General features: G+C 65.1%; 22 protein-coding genes. 15 read left to right on the top strand and 7 right to left on the bottom strand.

Annotated elements, in window-relative coordinates:
* Window positions 1-18 precede the first annotated feature (18 nt).
* Entirely contained in the window at window positions 19-1,110 is a 1,092-nt protein-coding gene (gene rseP / locus KBY88_RS03130; RefSeq protein WP_254938410.1) for an RIP metalloprotease RseP, read from the bottom strand.
* 42 nt (window positions 1,111-1,152) lie between these two features.
* Complete coding sequence (serS, locus tag KBY88_RS03125) at window positions 1,153-2,433, bottom strand: serine--tRNA ligase (protein ID WP_254938409.1); 1,281 nt, start codon at window positions 2,431-2,433, stop codon at window positions 1,153-1,155.
* A gap of 119 nt (window positions 2,434-2,552) precedes the next feature.
* Here serS and KBY88_RS03120 point away from each other — a divergent pair, with 119 nt between their 5' ends.
* Window positions 2,553-4,304: an O-linked N-acetylglucosamine transferase, SPINDLY family protein gene (locus tag KBY88_RS03120; protein WP_254938408.1), complete on the top strand. Its 1,752-nt coding sequence runs from the start codon at window positions 2,553-2,555 to the stop codon at window positions 4,302-4,304.
* Window positions 4,305-4,313: 9 nt separating this feature from the next.
* Here KBY88_RS03120 and KBY88_RS03115 read toward each other — a convergent pair whose 3' ends face one another.
* From KBY88_RS03115 to KBY88_RS03105, 3 genes are read right to left on the bottom strand one after another with little or no spacing between them, the layout of a single operon-like run.
* Entirely contained in the window at window positions 4,314-4,571 is a 258-nt protein-coding gene (locus KBY88_RS03115; RefSeq protein WP_254938407.1) for a NifU family protein, read from the bottom strand.
* 54 nt (window positions 4,572-4,625) lie between these two features.
* The gene (locus tag KBY88_RS03110; protein ID WP_254938406.1) at window positions 4,626-5,015 is read right to left on the bottom strand and encodes a type II toxin-antitoxin system VapC family toxin; all 390 of its coding nucleotides are present in this window, start codon (window positions 5,013-5,015) and stop codon (window positions 4,626-4,628) included.
* Between the two features lie 3 nt (window positions 5,016-5,018).
* Window positions 5,019-5,303 carry a type II toxin-antitoxin system Phd/YefM family antitoxin gene (locus KBY88_RS03105; RefSeq protein ID WP_254938405.1) on the bottom strand — a complete coding sequence of 95 codons (285 nt, stop codon included), beginning with the start codon at window positions 5,301-5,303 and terminating at the stop codon, window positions 5,019-5,021.
* Between the two features lie 112 nt (window positions 5,304-5,415).
* Between KBY88_RS03105 and lepA the strand changes: the two genes are divergently transcribed.
* The 14 genes from lepA to KBY88_RS03040 all read left to right on the top strand — a co-directional run bounded on the left by lepA (window position 5,416) and on the right by KBY88_RS03040 (window position 18,330).
* Window positions 5,416-7,224 carry a translation elongation factor 4 gene (lepA, locus tag KBY88_RS03100; protein WP_254938404.1) on the top strand — a complete coding sequence of 603 codons (1,809 nt, stop codon included), beginning with the start codon at window positions 5,416-5,418 and terminating at the stop codon, window positions 7,222-7,224.
* Between the two features lie 281 nt (window positions 7,225-7,505).
* Complete coding sequence (locus tag KBY88_RS16115) at window positions 7,506-7,652, top strand: PDDEXK family nuclease (RefSeq protein WP_315858087.1); 147 nt, start codon at window positions 7,506-7,508, stop codon at window positions 7,650-7,652.
* Between the two features lie 58 nt (window positions 7,653-7,710).
* On the top strand, window positions 7,711-8,040 hold the full coding sequence (locus tag KBY88_RS16110) for a Uma2 family endonuclease (protein WP_315858086.1): 330 nt from the start codon (window positions 7,711-7,713) through the stop codon (window positions 8,038-8,040).
* Window positions 8,041-8,411: 371 nt separating this feature from the next.
* A complete protein-coding gene (locus KBY88_RS03090) occupies window positions 8,412-8,567 on the top strand; it encodes a helix-turn-helix domain-containing transcriptional regulator (RefSeq protein ID WP_254938403.1) in 156 nt (51 codons plus the stop codon).
* Window positions 8,568-8,628: 61 nt separating this feature from the next.
* On the top strand, window positions 8,629-9,102 hold the full coding sequence (locus tag KBY88_RS03085) for a hypothetical protein (RefSeq protein ID WP_254938402.1): 474 nt from the start codon (window positions 8,629-8,631) through the stop codon (window positions 9,100-9,102).
* The gene (locus tag KBY88_RS03080; RefSeq protein WP_254938401.1) at window positions 9,099-9,521 is read left to right on the top strand and encodes a hypothetical protein; all 423 of its coding nucleotides are present in this window, start codon (window positions 9,099-9,101) and stop codon (window positions 9,519-9,521) included. Before KBY88_RS03085 ends, KBY88_RS03080 begins: the two co-directional genes overlap by 4 nt.
* Complete coding sequence (locus tag KBY88_RS03075) at window positions 9,518-10,039, top strand: GspH/FimT family pseudopilin (protein WP_254938400.1); 522 nt, start codon at window positions 9,518-9,520, stop codon at window positions 10,037-10,039. Before KBY88_RS03080 ends, KBY88_RS03075 begins: the two co-directional genes overlap by 4 nt.
* Window positions 10,036-10,536, top strand: coding sequence for a prepilin-type N-terminal cleavage/methylation domain-containing protein (locus KBY88_RS03070; RefSeq protein ID WP_254938399.1), 501 nt, complete (start codon window positions 10,036-10,038; stop codon window positions 10,534-10,536). The genes KBY88_RS03075 and KBY88_RS03070 overlap by 4 nt, the downstream gene beginning before the upstream one ends.
* A gap of 78 nt (window positions 10,537-10,614) precedes the next feature.
* Window positions 10,615-12,825 (top strand): hypothetical protein, encoded by a 2,211-nt coding sequence (locus KBY88_RS03065; protein ID WP_254938398.1) that lies wholly within the window; start codon window positions 10,615-10,617, stop codon window positions 12,823-12,825.
* A 107-nt stretch (window positions 12,826-12,932) separates the two neighbouring features.
* Window positions 12,933-13,451, top strand: coding sequence for a hypothetical protein (locus tag KBY88_RS03060; protein WP_254938397.1), 519 nt, complete (start codon window positions 12,933-12,935; stop codon window positions 13,449-13,451).
* Complete coding sequence (locus KBY88_RS03055; protein ID WP_254938396.1) at window positions 13,448-14,023, top strand: pilus assembly FimT family protein; 576 nt, start codon at window positions 13,448-13,450, stop codon at window positions 14,021-14,023. The genes KBY88_RS03060 and KBY88_RS03055 overlap by 4 nt, the downstream gene beginning before the upstream one ends.
* Window positions 14,024-14,118: 95 nt before the next feature.
* A complete protein-coding gene (locus KBY88_RS03050; RefSeq protein WP_254938395.1) occupies window positions 14,119-14,700 on the top strand; it encodes a hypothetical protein in 582 nt (193 codons plus the stop codon).
* Window positions 14,701-16,305, top strand: a complete 1,605-nt coding sequence (locus KBY88_RS03045; RefSeq protein WP_254938394.1) for a class I SAM-dependent methyltransferase — start codon at window positions 14,701-14,703, stop codon at window positions 16,303-16,305.
* Between the two features lie 642 nt (window positions 16,306-16,947).
* Window positions 16,948-18,330: a sensor histidine kinase gene (locus KBY88_RS03040; protein ID WP_254938514.1), complete on the top strand. Its 1,383-nt coding sequence runs from the start codon at window positions 16,948-16,950 to the stop codon at window positions 18,328-18,330.
* Here the strand turns inward: KBY88_RS03040 and KBY88_RS03035 are convergent.
* A complete protein-coding gene (locus KBY88_RS03035; RefSeq protein ID WP_254938393.1) occupies window positions 18,287-18,697 on the bottom strand; it encodes a response regulator transcription factor in 411 nt (136 codons plus the stop codon). The two genes, KBY88_RS03040 and KBY88_RS03035, sit on opposite strands and share 44 nt — an antisense overlap.
* 104 nt (window positions 18,698-18,801) lie before the next feature.
* Complete coding sequence (locus KBY88_RS03030; protein WP_254938392.1) at window positions 18,802-19,521, bottom strand: response regulator transcription factor; 720 nt, start codon at window positions 19,519-19,521, stop codon at window positions 18,802-18,804.
* Between the last annotated feature and the right edge of the window lie 72 nt (window positions 19,522-19,593).

Below are 19,593 nucleotides of genomic sequence, written 5' to 3'. Positions count from 1 at the left end.
CGGTGCTGGCCGGTGGATTCAGCGGTTGAGCAGCTGCTGCACCAGAGGCAGCTGGGAGGTGTCCTTGACGATCAACACCACGCTCAGGCTCACCAGCAACACGAAACCGGATTGGAGGAAAGCGTTCTGCAGGCGATCGGAGATGGGCTTGCCGCGCACGCCCTCAAGCAGCAGCAGTGCGAACTGTCCGCCATCGAGCAGCGGCAGGGGCAGGGCGTTGAGCACCGCCAGGTTGATGGAGATCAAGGCCGTGAACACGAACAGGCTGCTGCCGCCCTGCTTGGCCAGCGAGGCCCCCATCTCGACGATCTTCACCGGGCCCGACACCTGGCCGGCGGTCTCGCCGAAGTGGGTGGCGAGGGTCACGAAACCATCGACGGTGCGGCCCAGGAGCTGGGAGAACTCCCGGTTGGCCTGGCCGACCAGCTCCAGGGGGCTGGTGGGGGGGCGGAAGGACTCGGTGCCATTGGGTTGCAGCTGGGCGCCGATGCGGCCGCTGCCGCGCAGGTCGGCGGGGGTGAGGCGCAGGGACATCCGGCGGGCGCCGCGTTCCACCTCCAGCTGCAGCGCCTGGCCAGGGGCGCCTTTGATCTGCTCCACCATCTCCGCCACGGCCTCCTGGCCACCGGCGATCGGCACCCCGGAGAGCGAAACAATCCGATCACCGGCCAGAAGGCCAGCGCTGGCCGCCGCCTGGCCGGGTTGCACGGCCACCACCAGCACCCCGGGGGTGGCGCTGAAGCCCGTGGGCATGCCCAGCACCAGGCCCTGGCCCAGCAGCACCGCGTAGGCCAGCAGCAGGTTGGCGATCACGCCGGCGGCGATCACCAGGGCGCGCTGGGTGAGGGGGCGGTTGCGCAGCAGATCGGGGTCATCGCTCGCAATGGCGCTGCCGTCGTCATCGTCGCCGGGGAAGGCCACGAAGCCTCCCAGGGGGAAGGCGCGCAGGGCAAACTGCACGCCCCGGCGCTGGCGCTCGATCAGCACCGGCCCGAAGCCGATCGAGAAGCTGCTGACGCGGATGCCCTGCCAGGTGGCGGCAAAGAAGTGGCCCGCCTCATGCACAACGATCAGGCCCGCCAGGATCGCCAGTGCGGTGAGGACACCCATTACGGAACGACGCTTGAGAAGGGCTGAGTCTGGCGCAGCCGTTCAAGCTTCCGCCGTGAGGCGCTCGGCGCCGAAATAGCTCCACAGCGCCGCCGGCAGGGCCACCGAGCCATCGGCCTGCTGGCCGTGCTCCAGCAGGGCGGCCATGGTGCGGCCGATCGCCAGGCCGCTGCCGTTGAGGGTGTGCAGCAGCTGGGTGCCCTTGCCCTCCTTGAAACGGATGGCGGAGCGCCGCGCCTGGAACTCGGCGCAGGTGCTGCAGCTGGAGATCTCCCGGTAGGTGCCGGCCCCCGCCAGCCAGACCTCCAGATCAAAGGTGCGGGCGGCGGAGAAGCCCAGATCGCCGGTGCAGAGCTCGATACGGCGGTAGGGGAGCTCCAGGGCTTCAAGCACGGACTCGGCATCGCGCGTGAGCTGCTCGTGGGCCGCGTCCGAGTGCTGCGGATGGCAGAACCAGTACAGCTCCACCTTGTGGAACTGGTGCAGGCGGATCAGGCCCTTGGTGTCGCGGCCGTAGGAGCCCGCCTCACGCCGGAAGCAGGGGGTGAAGGCGACGTATCTGAGCGGCAGCTGCTCGGCGGGGATCACCTCGTCGCGGTGCAAGGCGGTGAGAGGCACCTCGGCGGTGGGGGTGAGCCAGAGGTCATCGTCGGCGCAGCGGAAGCTTTCTTCCGCGAATTTGGGTAGCTGGCCGGAGCCCGTGAGGCTGGCGGTGTTCACCAGGATCGGCGGCAAGACCTCGCGGTAGCCCTTACGGGCGTGCAGGTCGATCATGAAGCTGATTAAGGCTCTTTCCAGCCGCGCCCCCTGGCCCAGCAAGGTCACGAAGCGGCTCTGGGCGATGCGCACGGAGCGCTCGGTGTCGAGCAGGCCGAGCCGTTCGGCGATGGCGCCATGCTCCTGCAGGCCCATTTCGATCCGGGGTTCCCCCCAGCGCTTGACCTCGATGTTGTCGGCTTCGCTGACCCCCTCGGGGCTGAGGGCCGAGGGCAGGTTGGGCAGGCCCAGCAGCTGCTCGCGCAAGCGGGCGCTGAGGGATTTCTCCTCCTCATCGAGCACCGCCACCTGCTGCTTGAGGCGGTTGCCGAGCTCGCGCAGCTCCTTCACTTCCGGGCCCGCCGGCGAGGCGCCGGTCGAGATGCGCTGGCCCACCTCCTTGCCCACACGGTTGCCCTCGGCCTGCAGGTTGCTGAGCTGCTCTTCGAGGTCGCGCTGTTGCTGGGCGATCAGCTGCAGGCCGGTGAGGTCGAGCTTGAGGCCACGGCGCCCGAGCTGCTCGACCACCAGCTCAGGGTTCTGGCGCACCAGGCGCTGGTCCAGCACGGCTCGATCGCCAAGGGAAAGGGGAGCTTACGGGGCTGCCCCGAAGCTCTCAAAACGGGTGTATGCGCTGAGTGATAAAAAGTGCGTCGTTAGTATTCCTGTAGCTGTGCGCAGTTGATTTGTCTGAGCTTGACCCATCAGAGAAACTGACCTTGGGTGCCGAGGAAGCAAGGTCTCTTCTTCAGCACGGAATCGAGCTCGCTGCCGATGGCGCCCATCAGGAAGCACGCCAGACATTTCTGTTGGTGCTTGAGCGAGACCCTCATTCGGCGTTGGCCTGGGATCGACTCGGCCAGACTCTGGGCCATTTGGGTCTTTTGGGAGAAGCTGCTCAGGCGCTCAAGTGTGCAGCAGAATTGGACCCCAGCAATATCGAATGCCGCTCAGCTTTAGGTTTTCTCTATCGTAGTATTTCCAGGCCAGACGAGGCCATTCATTGGCATTCTGAAGCACTCGCCCTGCGCCCTAATTCGCTAATCCTGCAACTCAATCATGCCTTTGTGTTGCCAGTAGTTGCGTCATCGACCGAGCAGATCAGCAATCTACGCAAGCGTTGCTTGGCTCTAATGGATGCGATTGTGAAGGATGAATGCACCGAGTGCATGCCTACAACATTGACATGTCATCCCTTCTACCTCAGCACTCATAACCAGAATGATCGCCCGTTATTGGAGGCTTATGGGCGTCTGATGGTTCGTTCATTTGGCGACCAGTCAGCTGCTAGTGAGGTTTACGTCAATCCTGGCCAGACAAGTTCAAGGAAAATCAGAGTTGGCTTTCTATCTGGGTGTTTCTATGATCACAGTGTCACCAGGGCATTCGAGGGTCTTATTCGACACCTCGATCGAGATCAAATCGAGGTGGTGCTGATCCACCTCGCCGACGCAAAGCACGATGCAACCACCGATCGACTGGAGTCGTGCTGTCAAGAAGTTGTGCGTCTCTCCGGTTCCTTGGATGAATCCACTGAACGTCTGCGTGCTCTCACTCTTGATGTGCTGTTTTTCACTGACATCGGCACCCACCCAGCCATGACTCAGCTTGCCGCCCGTCGTCACGCACCACTGCAGGTAACTGGGTGGGGTTGGCCGCAAACGTCTGGCATGCCCTTCGTTGATGCCTACATTTCAGGGGATTTGGTAGAGCCCGAAATGGGCCAAGACCATTACAGCGAAAGGCTGATTCGGTTACCGGGTTTGCCATGTTGCTTCCCATCGGATGCGATAGAAGGTTCCTTGCTCACGCGAGATTATTTCTTTCTTCCCCCAGATGACGCTCTGATCGGCTGCCTCCAATCGCTTGAAAAGATCCACCCAGATTTTGATGCGGTTCTGGAGCGGCTGGCCCTTGATGCGCCCAAAGCTTGGTTCGTCTTCGTGGAATCTGAAGTCACCTCGTCGACGGAGATTTTTTTGAACCGGATGGCTGAGCAGGCGCCATCTGTCAGTGAACGGCTGATCCTGCTCGGTCGCATGTCTAGAAAAGATTTTTTTGGGTTGGCTGGGTGTATCGACGTGTTGTTAGATCCGATCTATTTTGGTAGTGGCATCACACTGTTTGAAACCCTCCATGCCGGCACGCCAACAGTTACATTGGAAGGAAAGTTCCTTCGAACGCGAATGGTTGCAGCCGCTTATCGCTTGATGGGTGTTTCACAACCACCCATCGCTCAGACATTGGATGAGTATGTAAAGTTGGCGGCACAAATCTCTAACAATCCTGCAATCAGATCATCCTTGCGACAGGAAATACAAGAAAAAGCTCAATCCAATCTTTACGACAGAATGGAGTTCGTAAGAGGATTTGAGAATTTTGTTCTTGAATCAGCGCGGGGCATAGTCCAAGACCTTGCCTCTCGCACCCGAGTGTGAAGTTTTGCTTCAGAGCACCTGAACCACTTCGTTCACTTCGGGGATTTCCTCCCGCAGCTTGCGCTCGATGCCCATCTTCAGGGTCATGGTGCTGCTGGGGCAGGTGCCGCAAGCGCCCTGGAGGCGCACCTTCACGATCGGGCCGTCAATCTCCACGATTTCGACGTTGCCGCCGTCGGCCATCAGGTAGGGGCGCAGCTCATCGAGCACGCGTTCCACGTTCTCGATCGTGAGGGCGCGGGGGTCGTTGACGGTTTCAGTGCTCATGGGGGCTTGGAAGCTGAGTTGAGCTTAGTGAGCTGGCCTGGCGGTCGTCTGGTTTCAGAGCACCGTCACCGTGGGCCCATAGGCCGCGAGCTGGCGATCGGACGTGAGGAGCCGTAGCGGTTCACAGCGGCTCTGGGCCACCAGAAGCCGATCAAACGGGTCGTGGTGCAAAGGGCTGGTCTCCAGTTCGGCCACCGCCAGCAGGTGCTGGTTGCGGATCGGCAACCAGCGGAAGCCCTGGGCGGGAATGCACTGCTCAAGCCTGGCCAGGTCGGCATCGAGCCGCCCCAGGGAGGATTTGATCGCCAGCTCCCAGAGCGAGACCTGGCTGACATGGACCTCGTTATCGGGGTCGCGGATCAGCCCAATGGCGGCCTTGGGCAGCCGCGGGTGATCTCCGATCCACCAGAGCACCAAGTGGGTGTCGAGGAGCAACCGTGCCATGGATCAGGGGGCCATCGGCGTCTGCAGAACTGTGAACAGGTCGTCCAGGGGCCGATCGAAGTCGTCCGCCATGGTGATCTCACCGCGCATCGCCCCTGGCGGCGCGACGCCGGGGGCGATGCGATGCAGGGGCACCAGCTGGGCGATGGGGACCCCGGCCCGGGCGATCACCACCGCCTGGCCGGCTTCCACCTCCTGGAGCAGTCGGGAGAGCTGGGTTTTGGCTTCGTGCACGTTGACCTGGCGCAGGCCCCCCTGCTTGGGCGACGGCTGAGCTGGGGGCGCCATGGCTCGGGAGTGGACTAAGTCTTAGCTTAGTTGAGATGTTTGTCCTGGGGCCCAGGCACCTGATTCCTAGGATCGTCCCCACTGGCTTCCCTGAACGGGCTTTCAAGGCGCGATGACCGATGTTCCCGTTTCACGGATCCGCAATTTCTGCATCATTGCCCACATCGACCACGGCAAATCGACCCTGGCCGATCGGTTGCTGCAGGCCACCGGCACCGTGGCAGCGCGCGACATGCAGGCCCAGTTCCTCGACAACATGGAACTGGAGCGGGAGCGCGGCATCACGATCAAGCTCCAGGCGGCGCGGATGGAGTACACCGCCGCCGATGGCGAGACGTACATCCTCAACCTGATCGACACCCCCGGTCACGTCGATTTCTCCTACGAGGTGAGCCGCTCGCTCCAGGCCTGTGAGGGCGCGTTGCTGGTGGTGGATGCGAGCCAGGGGGTGGAGGCCCAGACCCTGGCGAACGTGTATCTGGCGATGGGGAACGATCTGGAGATCATCCCGGTGCTCAACAAGATCGACCTGCCCGGGGCCGATCCGGCGCGCATCAGCGAGGAGATCGAGTCGATCATCGGCCTCGACACCTCCAACGCGATCCCCTGCTCCGCCAAGACGGGCTTGGGCATCCCTGAGATCCTGCAGGCGGTGGTGGAGCGGGTGCCGCCGCCGCCCGATCGGGTGAACGAACCCCTGCGGGCACTGATCTTTGATTCCTATTACGACGCCTACCGGGGCGTGATCGTCTATTTCCGGGTGATCAGCGGACGGATCGCGCGCAAAGACAAGGTGCTGCTGATGGCCAGCGGCAAGACCATCGAGCTCGATGAGGTGGGGGTGATGGCGCCGGATCAGCGCCAGGTGGAGAGCCTGCATGCGGGTGAGGTGGGCTACCTGGCAGCCTCGATCAAGGCGGTGGCCGATGCCCGCGTGGGCGACACGATCACCCTGCTGGCTGATCCGGCCGAGGCGCCCCTGCCGGGCTACGCCGAGGCCAAGCCGATGGTGTTCTGCGGCCTGTTCCCCACCGACGCCGACCAGTACCCGGATCTGCGCGAGGCGCTCGATCGGCTGCAACTCTCCGATGCCGCCTTGAAGTACGAACCAGAAACCAGCAGCGCCATGGGTTTTGGCTTCCGCTGCGGCTTCCTGGGCCTGCTGCACATGGAGATCGTGCAGGAGCGCCTGGAGCGCGAATACGACCTGGACTTGATCGTGACGGCGCCGTCGGTGATCTACCAGGTGAACATGGTCGACGGCAGCACCTTGATGGTGGACAACCCCGCCACCCTGCCCGATCCGCAGCAGCGCGAATCGATCGAGGAACCCTACGTGAAGCTGGAGATCTACACCCCCAACACCTACAACGGGGCTCTGATGGAGCTCTGTCAGGAGCGCCGGGGCGAGTTCATCGACATGAAGTTCATCACCCCGGAACGGGTGACCCTGCACTACGAGATGCCCCTGGCGGAGGTGGTGACCGACTTCTTCGATCAGATGAAGAGCCGCACGAAAGGCTACGCCTCGATGGAGTACAGCCTGATCGGCTACCGCAAGAACGAACTGGTGCGCCTCGATGTGCTGATCAACGCTGAAAAAGCCGATCCACTCACCACGATCGTGCACCGCGACAAGGCCTACAACGTGGGCAAGGGCTTGGTGGAGAAGCTCAAGGAGCTGATCCCGCGCCAGCAGTTCAAAATTCCGATCCAGGCCTCGATCGGCAGCCGCATCATCGCCAGCGAAAGCATCAGTGCGATCCGCAAAGACGTGCTCGCCAAGTGCTACGGCGGCGACATCAGCCGCAAGAAGAAGCTCCTCAAGAAGCAGGCCAAGGGCAAGAAACGCATGAAAGCGATGGGCAAGGTGGACGTGCCCCAGGAGGCGTTCATGGCGGTGCTGAAGTTGAACCAGTAGGGCGGCGGCTCAAGCGTCGCGCTCCTCGCTGATCAAGGCCGCCCCTTTCAGCTGGAGACCCGCGGACGAAGTGGTGGCCCCCCGGCGCGCCAGGTCATCGACCACCGGATCGGGTAAGGGTCGGACGGGCCCGGCACCATGGGACGAGCCGAACGTTGTCGGTAGGCTGATGGTCACCTGGCGGTTGGTTCATAACGCTGGCCCCTCCAAGCCCATGGCCCGCTCTGCAGCCCCTGCAGCTGCCGTGGGATCTGCGGCTCAATAACGATCAGTTTGAGCGGGTGTGCCAGGCCAATCCCGATGCGCTGCTGGAACTGACGGCGGATGGCCAGCTGATCGCCATAACCCCCACCGGCAGCGCAACCGGCGCCCGCAACGGCGAGTTGTCCTTCCAGCTCAAACGCTTCGCGAAGGCCTCGGGCGACTAGCAGGGGTTCGACAGCTCCACCGGATTCCGTCTGCCGGACGGCTGGGTGCTCAGCCCCGATGCCTCCTTGGTACGCATGGATCGCTGGCAGGCCCTCAGCCCGGAGCAACGCCGGGGACTTCGCCCCCCTCTGCCCCGAGTTGGTGGTCGAACTGGCCAGCGCCTCAGCCGAGGGGAGCTGTGGCGTCAGCGCCCTGCGCCCGAGGATGGAGACCTATCGGGCCAATGGTGTCCAGCTGGGTTGGTTCTTGCTTCCTGAGAAACGGGCCGTGGAGATCTGGCGTGCTGGCGCCACCACCGTCGAGCGCCAGGACGCCGCCGCCCCGCTGGAGAGCGGTGCACCGTTCCCAGGGTTGGAGGTGGATCTGGCCCCCATCTGGAACGTCTGAGAAGGCCCATGGCGGTAGCCAGAATGGGCGGGTCGCTGAACGCTGCGCCGACGGGTTGAATCAGCCGCCCAGAGACCTGGGGCCTTTAGCCCGAATGGAATCGGCGCTTCGCCCAGGTCCTGGGCAGAGGGACGCGCTGGCCGATTCCGCTTTGAGGTTGAACCCGTTGCTCCTGCGGCAAGCAAGGGGCGGCTAGGGCGACCACGCTCCCTGGAGGATCGAGCCATGCCCAGAACGCTCACCACCCCTTGGGATGCCGCGGATCATCTCCGCAGCGATGCGGATGGGGCCGCCTATCTCGATGCGGCGCCCGAGGAAGGCGATCCTCGGGTGCTGGCGCGGCGTTGGGGGACATCGCCCGGGCCAAGGGGATGACTCAGATCGCCCGCGAAGTCGTCCTTGGGCGTGAAACCCCCTACGAGGCGCTCTCCCCTAGGGGCAATCTTGAAGTGGGCACGGTCTTGACGGTGATCGCAGCGTTGGGACTGCAGCGTCACACCACTTCCAGGGCTGATTCCCAGGCCTGAGCCCCTCGGCCCTGTCCACCGGTGGGAACGCTGAACGGGAGTTCATCCGGAGAGGTTTCCGATGCCCCGCCCCCTTCAGCGCCTGGGGCCCCCAGGCCCCCCATGCCCCCAGGGGCCCCTGCGCCGGGCGGACGCCGGTGCCGTGCTGCCCCTGGCGACGCTGGCGGGGCTGGTGATGGTGCTCAGCAGCCTCTCGCTGCTGGGCACGGCCCTGGCCAGCCGCCAGGCCCTGACAGCCGACCTGCGCCGCCGCCAGGGCGAGGACGCCCTGAACTCTGCCGCCCAGCTGGTCGCGGCTCAGCTGCTGCTCGGCAGCACGCCCGCCGCGAGCCTGCAGGTGCCCTCGGGGGAGGGAAGCGCCACGGTGCAGCTGCTGAGCTGGAACGCCAGCGCCGATTCGGCCCTGATTCAGCTCCAGGTTCAGAACGATCCGGCGGCGGCAGCAGGGTCGCAGACCGCCCGCACCGGCAGCTTCCGACTCAGCCTCGACCCCGGCAGCGCCCTGGTGCGCGGCCTGCGCCAGGAGGGGCCATGAACTTCGCCGACGTGTTGATCGGTTCGCTGGTGTTCAGCCTGGCCAGCGGCAGTTCCTTGCAGCTCACCGCCGGCATGGGGCGCTCGCTGGTTGAACAGCGGGCCGATCGCGAGCGGATGGAGCGGATCGAGCTGGAACTGCTCGCGGCCGACCAGCGCCTGCGCCAGGGGGCGGCCCAACGCCCGAGCCCCGATCCGGCCTGCGTTGATCCGGCGGGCCTGATGGTGGCGCTGATCAATTCCAGCCAGGGGTCTGCGCCTGGGCCTGGGGCGTTGCCGACGGGCCTGGAGCGTCAGCTGGAGGCGCTGGGTCCGCGGGAGGTACGCCTGGTCTTCCGCGGAGCGAGCCCAGCGCTGAGCCGCCAGCGGCTGTTCACCCCGGCGGCCTACGGGCTCTGCGCGACGGGGGTGACCCCATGAGCCGCCGCCACCAAACCGGAGCCGCCTTCAGCCTGCCGGAACTGCTGGTCACAGTGGCCGTGCTGGGGATCCTGGGGGCCCTGGCCTTCGGCAGCGGCGCCGAGCTGCTGGCCCGCCAGCGGGTGGAGGCCAGCACCCGGTTGCTGCTGGAGGGAATCCAACAAGGAAGGGCCGAGGCCGAGCGGCGCGGCGAGCCCTGCGGCCTCAGCCTCGGGGATGGGGGCTGGCAGGCCCCCGGCGATGGGACGCTGCCGGCCTGCCAGGGCGCCCTGAGCGATCTGGGCGACAACCACCGCGGCCAGGGGGTGGAGTGGGCCAGCAACCTTCCGCTGAGCCTGCGCTTCACCGCCAACGGCCTGCTGATCGATGGCGGCACCGTGGTGGTCTGGGGGCGCGGCACCGCTCTGCAGCGCTGTGTGGTGATGGCCCTCCCCCTCGGTGTGCTGCGGGTGGGCCGCTATGAGGGCGATCCCCAGGGACTGCAGAGCGCCAACTGTCTTCGCGATGGGGCCCCATGAAGACCTCCAAGCGTCAAGTTTCTTCCGGTTTCACCCTGGTGGAGCTGCTGCTGGCCCTGGCCGCAGGCCTGGTGGTGGCTGGGGCGGTGGTGCAGGGATTGCTCCTCAGCTGCCGCCTGAGCCAGACCATGGGCCGCCAGCTGCGCCAGCAGGAGTTTGCCCAGCGGGCCCTGCGGCTGGTGGAGAGCGACCTGCGCCGCGCCGGGGCGATCAGCGCCGATCCGGCCAGCGAGCCACCGGCCTGCAACCTGGGCGGGCGCACCCCCGTGCTGCACCTGCGCCTGGCCACCGACCAGCCGCCCATCACCTACAGCCAGGGGGCTCCTCCCAGCGCGATCTGGGGCGGCCAGGTGCTGATGCGCTGCGGCCCCGCCTTCGGGATCGATGGGGCCCAGAACCTGGAGGGCGCCTGGCAGAACCGTGTGGTGCTCGATGGCCTGGAGGAGCAGCAGGCGTTGCTGGAGCAGATCCAGCGAAGGGCGGCGCTCGGCGGGTGAGGATTGGCTTAGGGGGGCCGCCCCAGGGTCTTCGGCCAAGAAACGTTGATTAGATTGGAGGGATCATTTCACCGGCCGATGCAACCGAGGCTCCTGCTCACGCTGCTGACCACGGCCCCCCGCCGCAGCCGGGCCGGAGGCTTCTCGATGCTGGTGGGGATCCTGGTGATCCTCGCCCTGGCGGTGGGTTCCCTTGGCATGGCCAACCTGATCAGTGGCGATTGGCTCGGGGCGACGATGTCGACCGAAAGCCGGGATGCCCGCGCCGCCGCCGAAGCCGGCATTGACCGCATCATCGCCACCTGGAACCAGCCGGAGAACCGCGGCTTGCTGGTCTCCAATGAAGGGATGAGCACCTGGTCGGCCTCCACGGCCAACATCAGCCCGTGCGTCACCATCGACGGCAAGGGCACCCGGCCCGGAACGGCCAACACGGGCCAACCCACCGCCACCGCCAGGGCCTACGCCGATGGCTCCTTTCGTGACATCACCAGCGGCACGGTGAACACGGGCACCCGTCAATTTGCCCTCAGTTCGGTGACGGTTTCCGCCGGGGACAGCGGCGTCGCCAACCGCCGCCAGAAATCATTCACCAATACCCCCACCACCGCCGGCACCGGCAGCGACGATTTCCGCACGCTGATCAACCTCGATCCCCCCAGCGTCGCCAACACCCTGCCGGGCTACAACACGGGCCTGCTGGAGATCACCGTGCAGGGCCGGGTGGTGCGCAACGGCGTCACCCTGTCGACCGCCACGGTGAGGCGCGAGTTCCAGCTTTTGCCCAAGTGCTGCGGGGCCAGCTTCGGCTCCAACGGCTCCGGGGGCTCCACCCTCACCAGCACCACGGCCGGCTCCGGCGTCGTCAGCGACGGCAGCACGAACGTGACCACCACCGAGCGCAATGCCTCGATCGGCTCCGACAGCCGCTTCTGCGGCCTTGATTTCGGGGTGATCACGGGCCTCGGCGGCGGCACCCATTGGACGTACTACGCCAACGACAGCTACACCACGCGCACGGCGGGTGGCGCCGTGGTGCCCCTCTCCAACATCATCGGCGACACTTCCGGCCAGACCGGCACCAAAGCCACCACCTTCGATCGCGCCACCTGCCGGGTGATCCCCTGCAGCACCTCCACCAATGGCCAGTTTGGTGTTGGATCCAATTACAACGATGCAGACTTCTGGACCCAGATCAAGAACGCTGTGCCGAACAGCAATTCCGGCCAGAATGAATTGATTTCCGGTTTTGGCAATACCCCTCCGGCCACCACCGCCCAACAGCAGGCGAACATCAACGGCACGATGATCTCCAGCGTGCCGGTGATTCCGGTTTCCCTCAACCTGCCCCCCGTCACTGATTTCCACTACACCTACACCACAACGGCCACAAAGGCTGCAGGGATCCAGACCTTCAACACCACGGGCGCCAACATCAGCAATTCAGCCACTGGGGTGGCCGAATACCTGCGCACCAACCGCACCACGAAGGCGGTGGAACGTCGCTTTGCCACCACCACCGCTGCCCGGGCCGCCTGCAAAGCCGCCAACAATGCCGTCACCTGCCCGGAGTCAGGCGGTTTTGCCTGGGCCAGCGTTCCGAGCTGCGAGTACAGCGCAATATCGCCCGTCAGCGGCACCGAGGGCTTCCACTGCAAGGGCTTCAACGTTGACTACAGCACCAGCGGCGCGCAAGAAAACATGGTGATTGACACCTCCGATGGTCCGGTGTCCTGGCATTACAACGCCGCCAGCGGCTGGAACTACGTCAACGCGACCCAGAACATCGTTTTGCTGGGCACGGGCGATGCGATCCAGCACGTGGAATGTGCGCCCCCCTCCCTGCAGACCAACTGCTCCACCCCGATCCCCGACACCACCTATGCGGTGCTCGGCCAGCCGGACCGCTGGAACATCTTCGGGGCCGCCGCCAACGCCAGTTTCCCGAATTACATCCAGCGCATCTTCCTCAATGCCACCTCCTCGGGCAGCACGGACCCGGGCAAGATCACGGGGGCCTGGTTCTACCTGCCCACCGGCTTCCTTGAGCTCAATGCCGCCCTCGGCGGCACCTGCACCGCCAGCAATGTGAATTGCTACAACGTCAACGGGCGCATCTGGGTCAAGAACCTCAGGGCCTTTGGCGATCTGATCTTCCGGGTGCCCCCCTCCAATCCCCCCACCCAGACCTACATCAACACGGCCACCCTGGGGGGGGCCACCACCTTCGTGAACTGGAGCGGAACCGATTGGGTGGCGCGCAGTGTCTCCCGCGCCCGAAACTATTGAAGCGGTTACCTCCGATGGCAACGCAAAGCTTGATGAAACGAGGCGTGCGTCTTGGCCCCCGACGGTGGGCTAGGGGCTTCACCATCCTTGAGCCGCTAGTGCTGATTGTGCTGCTCGGCATCGCGGCGGCCGGCTCCGCGGCCCTGCTGATCAGCGCCAACCGCTCCGGCAACCTCACCCGAGACTTCACCAACCAAGACACCCAGATCGACGCGAACCTCGATCTGGTGCGCGGCGCCGTGGCTGGTTTCACCTGCTGCTCGGGCACCTGCACCACCACCGCCCCCACTGGCGTCTCCGCCACCACCCCCTGTGTCACCACCGACCGCAGCGACGATCGCTTCTACTTCCCCCAGCTCTCCACCGGGGCGACGATCACGGTCAATGGGGTCAACGTGGTCGGTCAACCGGCTGCGGTTGAGGAATGGTGCAAACCGGCGAACAACACCTTCTTCATGACCCCGGTCAAAAATGCGGCGGATGCCGTTGCCGCCTCCGCGGGAAGCACCCGCACCAGTGCCATCCTCGCCGACAAGGTGCTGCAGGTCACCTTCACCTCCACGGCGACGGGCCAGGTGACCCGGGTGGAGAATGTGGTCCCTCCCATGGCCTATTTCTGTCCATGATTGGACCGCAGCCACGGCCCTCCAATCCTGCGGCGGCTGGCTTCACTGTGGTGGAATTGCTCGTCACCGTGGCCGTCATCGGAATCGTGGCGGGCACAGCGTTCACGGTGTCCCAGACCAGCTGGCGGCGGGAGCAGGCCAATGCCGCCGCAGAAAGCCTCTACGCCTGGTTGCAGGAGGTGGTGCGTAGGCCAGAGCAGATCGGCAGCAGCTGCACGGTCACGGTCAACACTGGTTCGCTGGCCCCGGGCGCCGTACTCGCTACCGTTGCCCCCACCACCTGTGCGGGCGAATCGAGTCTGCGGCTTCCAGCCATCAACCAGCAAGACAATTACGCTGTGGCGGTCAACCCGTCCACCAGCGCGAGTTGGGTGTTCACACCCCGGGGGGCCATCGCCCTGACCACCGGCACCTCCTCCTCGAGTGCAGCCATCGAGATTCGATTGAGCCTCAACAACAACGTGCCCGTGCGCTGCATCCGAGTCTCCGGCACCCTCGGCCTGCTCAGCATGGGCCGCAACAACACCACGGGAGACACAACAACGGCCTGCAACCAATGGGACGCCCTTTGACCCCCCCCCCTCTAGGGCACTTGGTCCCTGTTGCCCCTGGGAGTCGCCCCTGGCCGAGGCGGCGGCCCGACCAGGTTCACCGAAGGGGTCCCGCGTTGCCGGTCGCGGCTTTCACCCTCACCGAGTTGTTGATCGGTGTGGCCATTGGCGCGGTGGCCATCCTGGGGGTCGCCCGCTTAATGGTCAGCTATACCAATGCCTCCAATAACCGCATCTGGGCCTCCCAGGCCGATCGCAGTTTCTCCCGGCTGAGCTTTCTGCTGAACACCGAAATTGGCGAGGGTTGCGCGCTCCAATCCGGCAGCAATCCCGCCAGCTGCAATCCTCCCTCGACGGGCACCTGTCCGGGTACAGCCGGCACCGACATCCGCGTGCGGGTGCCGGTGCTCAACGCCGCTGGCACGTTCAGCTATCAGACCATTCGCTACTACCTCACCGGGACCCAGCTGCTGCGCGACGGGCCGGCGATTCTGCCCTCCGGTCGGCTGGACACCGCCACCAATGTCACTGGCGCCGTGCTGGTGGACAATGTCTCCGCTTTCACACCCACCGTGTCGGCCGATTGTCGTTCAGTGGCCCTGGCGCTCACCTTCACGATTCCGAATGCGGCCTCCTGCCCGGCGGCGACCTGCAACCGCACCACGCGTTTCAGCACCAAGGGCAATCAATTCCTTTGAATGGCGGCAGCCTGGGACCATGGGTATTACTCCAATTCGCCTTATACCAGCGGCTTTTACCGGGAACTGGCGCCCAACTGGCTTGATTTCGCCGCGCTGCTCAAGGGGCACACGCCCCCCCGCGCCCATGAAGGGGTCCCGTTTCGTTACCTGGAGCTGGGCTCCGGTACGGGCCTAGGCCTCTGCCTGCTGGCGGCCGCCTATCCCGAGGGCAGCTTTCTGGGGGTGGATTTCCATCCCGATCACATCAGCCAGTCCATGGGGCTGATCGAGCGCCTGGGCCTGGGCAATGTCACCGTGCTCGAGGCGGATTTTCTTGAGCTCCAACGCGATCCCTCCCCCCTCGGCCTGCGGCCCGGGGCCGCGGGCCCCTTCGACTACGTGGCCGCCCATGGCATTGTCACCTGGGTGGGCGCAGCGGTGCAGGAGGCGCTGCTGGCTGTGGCCGCCGCCGCCCTGCGGCCGGGCGGAATTTTCTATTGCTCCTACAACACCTACCCCGGCTGGCTGGCGCGCACCACCTTTCAGAAGTTGTTCTGGCTGGAGAGTGAACGGGGCGATCCTGCCCAGCCCGGCGCCTCCTTCGGCGCTGCACTCGCGTCGATGGGCACGCTGCTGGGAGAGGCGGAGGCCCCTGGCCTCCTGGGTCATGCCCTGCCGGGGCTGCGGGCCGAACTCGACTGGATCGCCAAGGAAAACCCCGACTACCTCTGCGGCGAGTATGCCAACGAGGGCTGGGCGCCTCTCTACGTGGCTGATTTCCATCGCCGTTGCGCCGAGCACAAGTTCAGCCATCTCGGCAGTGCCACCTTGCCGGAGCAGTTCGACGAGCTGCTGGCCCCTTCGTTCCACGCCTTGATCCTCCAGGAGACCAATCCGCTGATGCGCCAGACCCTGCTCGATCTGGCCACGAACAAAGCGTTTCGCCGCGATCTCTTCGTCAAGGGGCGCTCACCGCTGACCCGCCTGGAAGCCGATCGCTGGCTTGCGGCCCTCAGCCTGCAGGCGCTGGAGCGCCGCAGGGATCCAGCGCCTGGCTCTGACCAGGCCGTTGAAAACCCCTATGTCTTCGCCACCAGTTTTGGCCAGGTGGTGGGTGATCCGGCCGTCTATGCCCTGGTGGAGGAAGTCTTGGCCTCCGGGCCCCAGACCCTGCAGACCCTTCAGCAGCGCAGCGCCCAGCCCGTGGGGGATCTGCTCTTGATCATCACGCTGCTCCTGAACGACGGCAGGATTGCCCTTGATCGGGGCAAAGCCGCGCGCAAGGCGGCCCCCGGGGCCCAACGGGTGAACCGGCAGCTGGGGGAGGCCCTCGCGCTCGGCAAGTCCTGCGGCTATCTGGTGCTGCCCCAGGTCGGCACGTGCACCGAACACTCGCTGGTGGAGCATCTGCTGCACCAGGCCTCCGCCCAGGGGCTCGAGGGCGCCATGCTCGCCAGCTGCGTTTTGATGGAGCTCTCAAGCCTGGGGGTGAATCTGCTGGGGCCCGACCGTCAGCCCATCCTTGGACCAGATGATCAGCTCGCCCGTTTGCAGGAGCTCTCCGAGCGCTTCAGCCAGGGGCGCCTGCCCATGCTGCGTCGCCTGGGCGCGCTCCCGCGTTGAAGAAGGCCCAGCTGGTTCACCCCCCGAAGCGCCTGATTCGGCAGGGGTTGGATTCGGGGCCTCCCAGGAATGGGGCCAAGGATCCCGCCAGGCTGCCCTCGATGTTCGGCGCCCCACGCCCCTCCCCTGACGGGTGCTCAGGGTTGATGGGGCCGATCAGACGTGCCGCCTGAGGATGGCTGACAAGACGCTGGGCGTTTGTCATGAAGAAGGACGAAGTTGCCTGGTCCCTGTTCTGTTCCCCTGGGGGAATGTCATGGTTCAAATCACGTGCTGAGCGCATCCTCGCCGCGCCAGAACCCGCCCAGGCCAGGGTCTCGACCGTGACATCGGCATAGACCGAAATCACGCGAATCGGCAAGCGGCCTCTCCCTTCAACCCTTGACACGGATCTCCTTCCGTCAGCTTGAGCGCGATCACAGGCAACGGACTCCAGCTGCCGCATGGGAAAGGCGTTGGCTCACCAGCAAAAACTAGCCATTAAGGTGGACGGGGAACTTCAGATCCACCCAGGTATTGAGGATGCGTCTGTCGCTTTGGCCCCTGAAATCTCGCCATCGGACAACACAGTCTGGGGAGACCTCAAGTTCCCGCAGACCCGCGTCGATCCGCCGCAGGCTTCTCACCTCCACTCTGTTGGCTGTGCTGGCCGGCTATGGCGTCTTGTTTCTGGTCAACAAGAGCCTTTCCTCCCAGGCCCGCGTCCAGGCCCATGAGCAGATGGTGGGCCGCGTCCGTGAGCAATTGCTGAATGGTCGAGCCACCCACAAGGGGGCGGCGGGGCTGCAACAGGTGCTCACTCAGATCGTCACACCCGGTCTGCTGGTCTGGGTGGGCCTGGAGGAAGGAAAAACCTACAAACTTCCCCAACCGGATGGCAGCTTTGCGCTCTCGGCTCCTCTCAACAAACTGATTTCAGTCGCCGATACCAAAGCGCAAAGCCAAGCGACACCCCGGGAGTTCCAGCTTGGCAGCAACGTCTACGTCACCAGCAGTCTGCCGATCCAACTGCAGGGGAGCCCCGCCCAGCTGCGCTTCATCGAGGATTTCAGTGTCAATGCCGAGCAGGAGCGCACGGCACAGTTGCTGCTGCTCGCCACGGCTGGGCTGGCCACCCTGTTCACCGGACTGCTGCTGCGTCCGATCATTCGCAATGGCCTCAGGCCGCTGGAAACCCTCTCCGATCGCCTGGAGGGGGTCAGCACCGAGAGCCTGGGGCAGCAGCGCATCCCGCTGGAGCGTCAGCCGCCCGAGTTGGTGCCGATCGCCTCGGCCTTCAACGCCCTGCTTGATCGTCTCAACCATTCCTGGGAGCGCCAGCGTTCGTTCGTCAATGGGGTGTCCCACGAACTGCGCACACCGATCACCTTGATCGGCGGCTACGCCAGCCGCCTGCGCCGCGGTTCGGTGGCCCTCGATGCGGAGCAGCAGCAGCAGCTGGGCTTCATTGAGGCCGAATCCCAGAGAATGGCCCATCTGGTCACCGATCTGCTGGATCTGGCCCGCAGTGATGCCGGCAAGTTGCGCCTGGAGATCATGGCGATTGATCCCTTTGACTGCCTCACCCATGTGTGCGATCGCCTCCAGCGCCATGCCGGCGATCGGCTGAAGCTGGACCCGGGGGCGGGCTCGGGGGCGGAGGGTCCCAACCACCTGGCCATGGGTGATGCCAAGCGCCTGGAGCAGTGCCTGGCCAATCTGATCGAGAACGCCCTCAAGTACGCCCCGGCCCCCACACCGATCACCCTGCGCCTCGGCGTCACCCCCGAGGATCTGATGCTGCACGTGGTTGATCAGGGCCCTGGGGTGTCTGATGCGGACAAGCCGTCGATCTTCGAGCGGTTCAAGCGCGGCACCAGCGCGGGCGAGACGGCGGGCAGTGGCATCGGGCTGGCGGTGGTCGACACGCTCATGCGCGGCATGGGCGGATCGGTGTCGGTGGCGGATGCCCCCGGGGGTGGGGCCGATTTCAGGCTGACGCTCAAGCGCTCTGGAGCGCCGGCTTCGACTCCGGGCAAGGCCTGAGGGCGGCGAGGAGATCAGGCAGCTGGGCGATCAGGCTGGTCTTGACGATGTAGTCGTTGGCGCCACCGGCCATCAACTGCTGCCAGCGGCCGAGGGTCCAGAGGGAACTGATGATCACGATCCGCCCCTGATGGCCCCGGCCCCGCAAGCGCTTGAGGGCTGCGAGGCCATCGAGCCCTGGCATCACCAGATCCAGCAGCACCAGTTCGAAACGGGCGGTCTCGGCGCACTCCAGCAGGGCCTCGGCCGAGCCGTAAACCTCAGTCGTGCAGCCCAGATCCATCAGCTCCAGGGCCAGGAGATCCCTCAACCGTGGGTCGTCATCGACGATCGCCACGTGAATCTTGGCCTGGGTGCAGCACGACATGCACGATCCTTCTATTGAGTTTAAGCCCTTCTCACTACTCTGACCCGTTGTCCAGGAGCTTGACTGAGGGCTGGCAGGCGTTCACCTGAGAGTTGCCTTAACGCTCAGCTGCGGGTCTCCCCCTCGCGCAGCATGAAGCCCACGCCACGCACGGTCTGGATCAAGGTGGGTTGGCCGGAGGCCTCAATCTTTTTGCGCAGGTAGCGGATGTAAACATCCAGCAGGTTGTCGTCGCCGAAGTGGTTCTCGCCCCACACCTCCCGCAGGATCGATTCCCGGTCCACGACGCTGTTGCAGCGTCTGAGCAGGCAGACAAGCAGGTCGTATTCGCGCACCGAAAGCTGGATCGGCCGTCCGCCACGGCTCACGTCGCGGGTGGAGAGGATCACCGAGAGATCCGCCAGCTCCAGGCGGTCGCGGTTGGCGGCGGCCTGGGCATAGCCGGCGCGGCGCAGCTGGGCCCGCACCCGTGCCAGCAGCTCCTCGATCGAGAAGGGTTTGAGCAGGAAGTCATCGGCGCCGGAATCGAGCGCCTCGACGCGATCACGCACCTCGTCGCGGCCGGTGAGCATCAGGATCGGCGTGAACACGCCACTGGAGCGCATGCGCCGGCAGATCTCGACGCCGCTGAAGTCGGGCAAGGTCCAATCCAGCAGGATCAGGTCCGTGGGCGCCGCGCGCAGGTGGATCAGGGCCGATTGGCCATCGACAGCCTCGCTGACTCCGTAACCCTCCACCCCCAGCTCCCCGCAGAGGAGGGCGCGCAGCCGTGGGTCGTCATCAACGACCAGCACCTGGGCCTTGGGTTCCGTCGCGTCGATCACTCGGGGCTGGGCGGGGTGGAGAGCGGTGGAGACGCGCAGCTCTGCAGCCGATACGCTAGCCGCAGCTCTGCC

It is taken from the genome of Cyanobium sp. Morenito 9A2, assembly GCF_024345575.1.
Classification (GTDB): Bacteria; Cyanobacteriota; Cyanobacteriia; order PCC-6307; family Cyanobiaceae; genus ATX-6F1.
This window is presented reverse-complemented; position numbering and strand designations above follow the sequence as displayed.

What these genes read in the sequence shown, in the direction of transcription:
- KBY88_RS16110 (WP_315858086.1), top strand. Translation starts at nt 7,711, where the DNA reads ATGCCTCCTTGGTACGCATGGATCGCTGGCAGGCCCTCAGCCCGGAGC.
- KBY88_RS03105 (WP_254938405.1), bottom strand. Translation starts at nt 5,303, where the DNA reads ATGGCGCCCCCAGCTCAGCCGTCGCCCAAGCAGGGGGGCCTGCGCCAG.
- KBY88_RS03085 (WP_254938402.1), top strand. Translation starts at nt 8,629, where the DNA reads ATGCCCCGCCCCCTTCAGCGCCTGGGGCCCCCAGGCCCCCCATGCCCC.
- KBY88_RS03075 (WP_254938400.1), top strand. Translation starts at nt 9,518, where the DNA reads ATGAGCCGCCGCCACCAAACCGGAGCCGCCTTCAGCCTGCCGGAACTG.
- KBY88_RS03070 (WP_254938399.1), top strand. Translation starts at nt 10,036, where the DNA reads ATGAAGACCTCCAAGCGTCAAGTTTCTTCCGGTTTCACCCTGGTGGAG.
- KBY88_RS03035 (WP_254938393.1), bottom strand. Translation starts at nt 18,697, where the DNA reads ATGTCGTGCTGCACCCAGGCCAAGATTCACGTGGCGATCGTCGATGAC.
- KBY88_RS03090 (WP_254938403.1), top strand. Translation starts at nt 8,412, where the DNA reads ATGACTCAGATCGCCCGCGAAGTCGTCCTTGGGCGTGAAACCCCCTAC.
- KBY88_RS03080 (WP_254938401.1), top strand. Translation starts at nt 9,099, where the DNA reads ATGAACTTCGCCGACGTGTTGATCGGTTCGCTGGTGTTCAGCCTGGCC.
- KBY88_RS03065 (WP_254938398.1), top strand. Translation starts at nt 10,615, where the DNA reads ATGCAACCGAGGCTCCTGCTCACGCTGCTGACCACGGCCCCCCGCCGC.
- KBY88_RS03045 (WP_254938394.1), top strand. Translation starts at nt 14,701, where the DNA reads ATGGCGGCAGCCTGGGACCATGGGTATTACTCCAATTCGCCTTATACC.
- KBY88_RS03115 (WP_254938407.1), bottom strand. Translation starts at nt 4,571, where the DNA reads ATGAGCACTGAAACCGTCAACGACCCCCGCGCCCTCACGATCGAGAAC.
- rseP (WP_254938410.1), bottom strand. Translation starts at nt 1,110, where the DNA reads ATGGGTGTCCTCACCGCACTGGCGATCCTGGCGGGCCTGATCGTTGTG.
- KBY88_RS03055 (WP_254938396.1), top strand. Translation starts at nt 13,448, where the DNA reads ATGATTGGACCGCAGCCACGGCCCTCCAATCCTGCGGCGGCTGGCTTC.
- lepA (WP_254938404.1), top strand. Translation starts at nt 5,416, where the DNA reads ATGACCGATGTTCCCGTTTCACGGATCCGCAATTTCTGCATCATTGCC.
- KBY88_RS03110 (WP_254938406.1), bottom strand. Translation starts at nt 5,015, where the DNA reads ATGGCACGGTTGCTCCTCGACACCCACTTGGTGCTCTGGTGGATCGGA.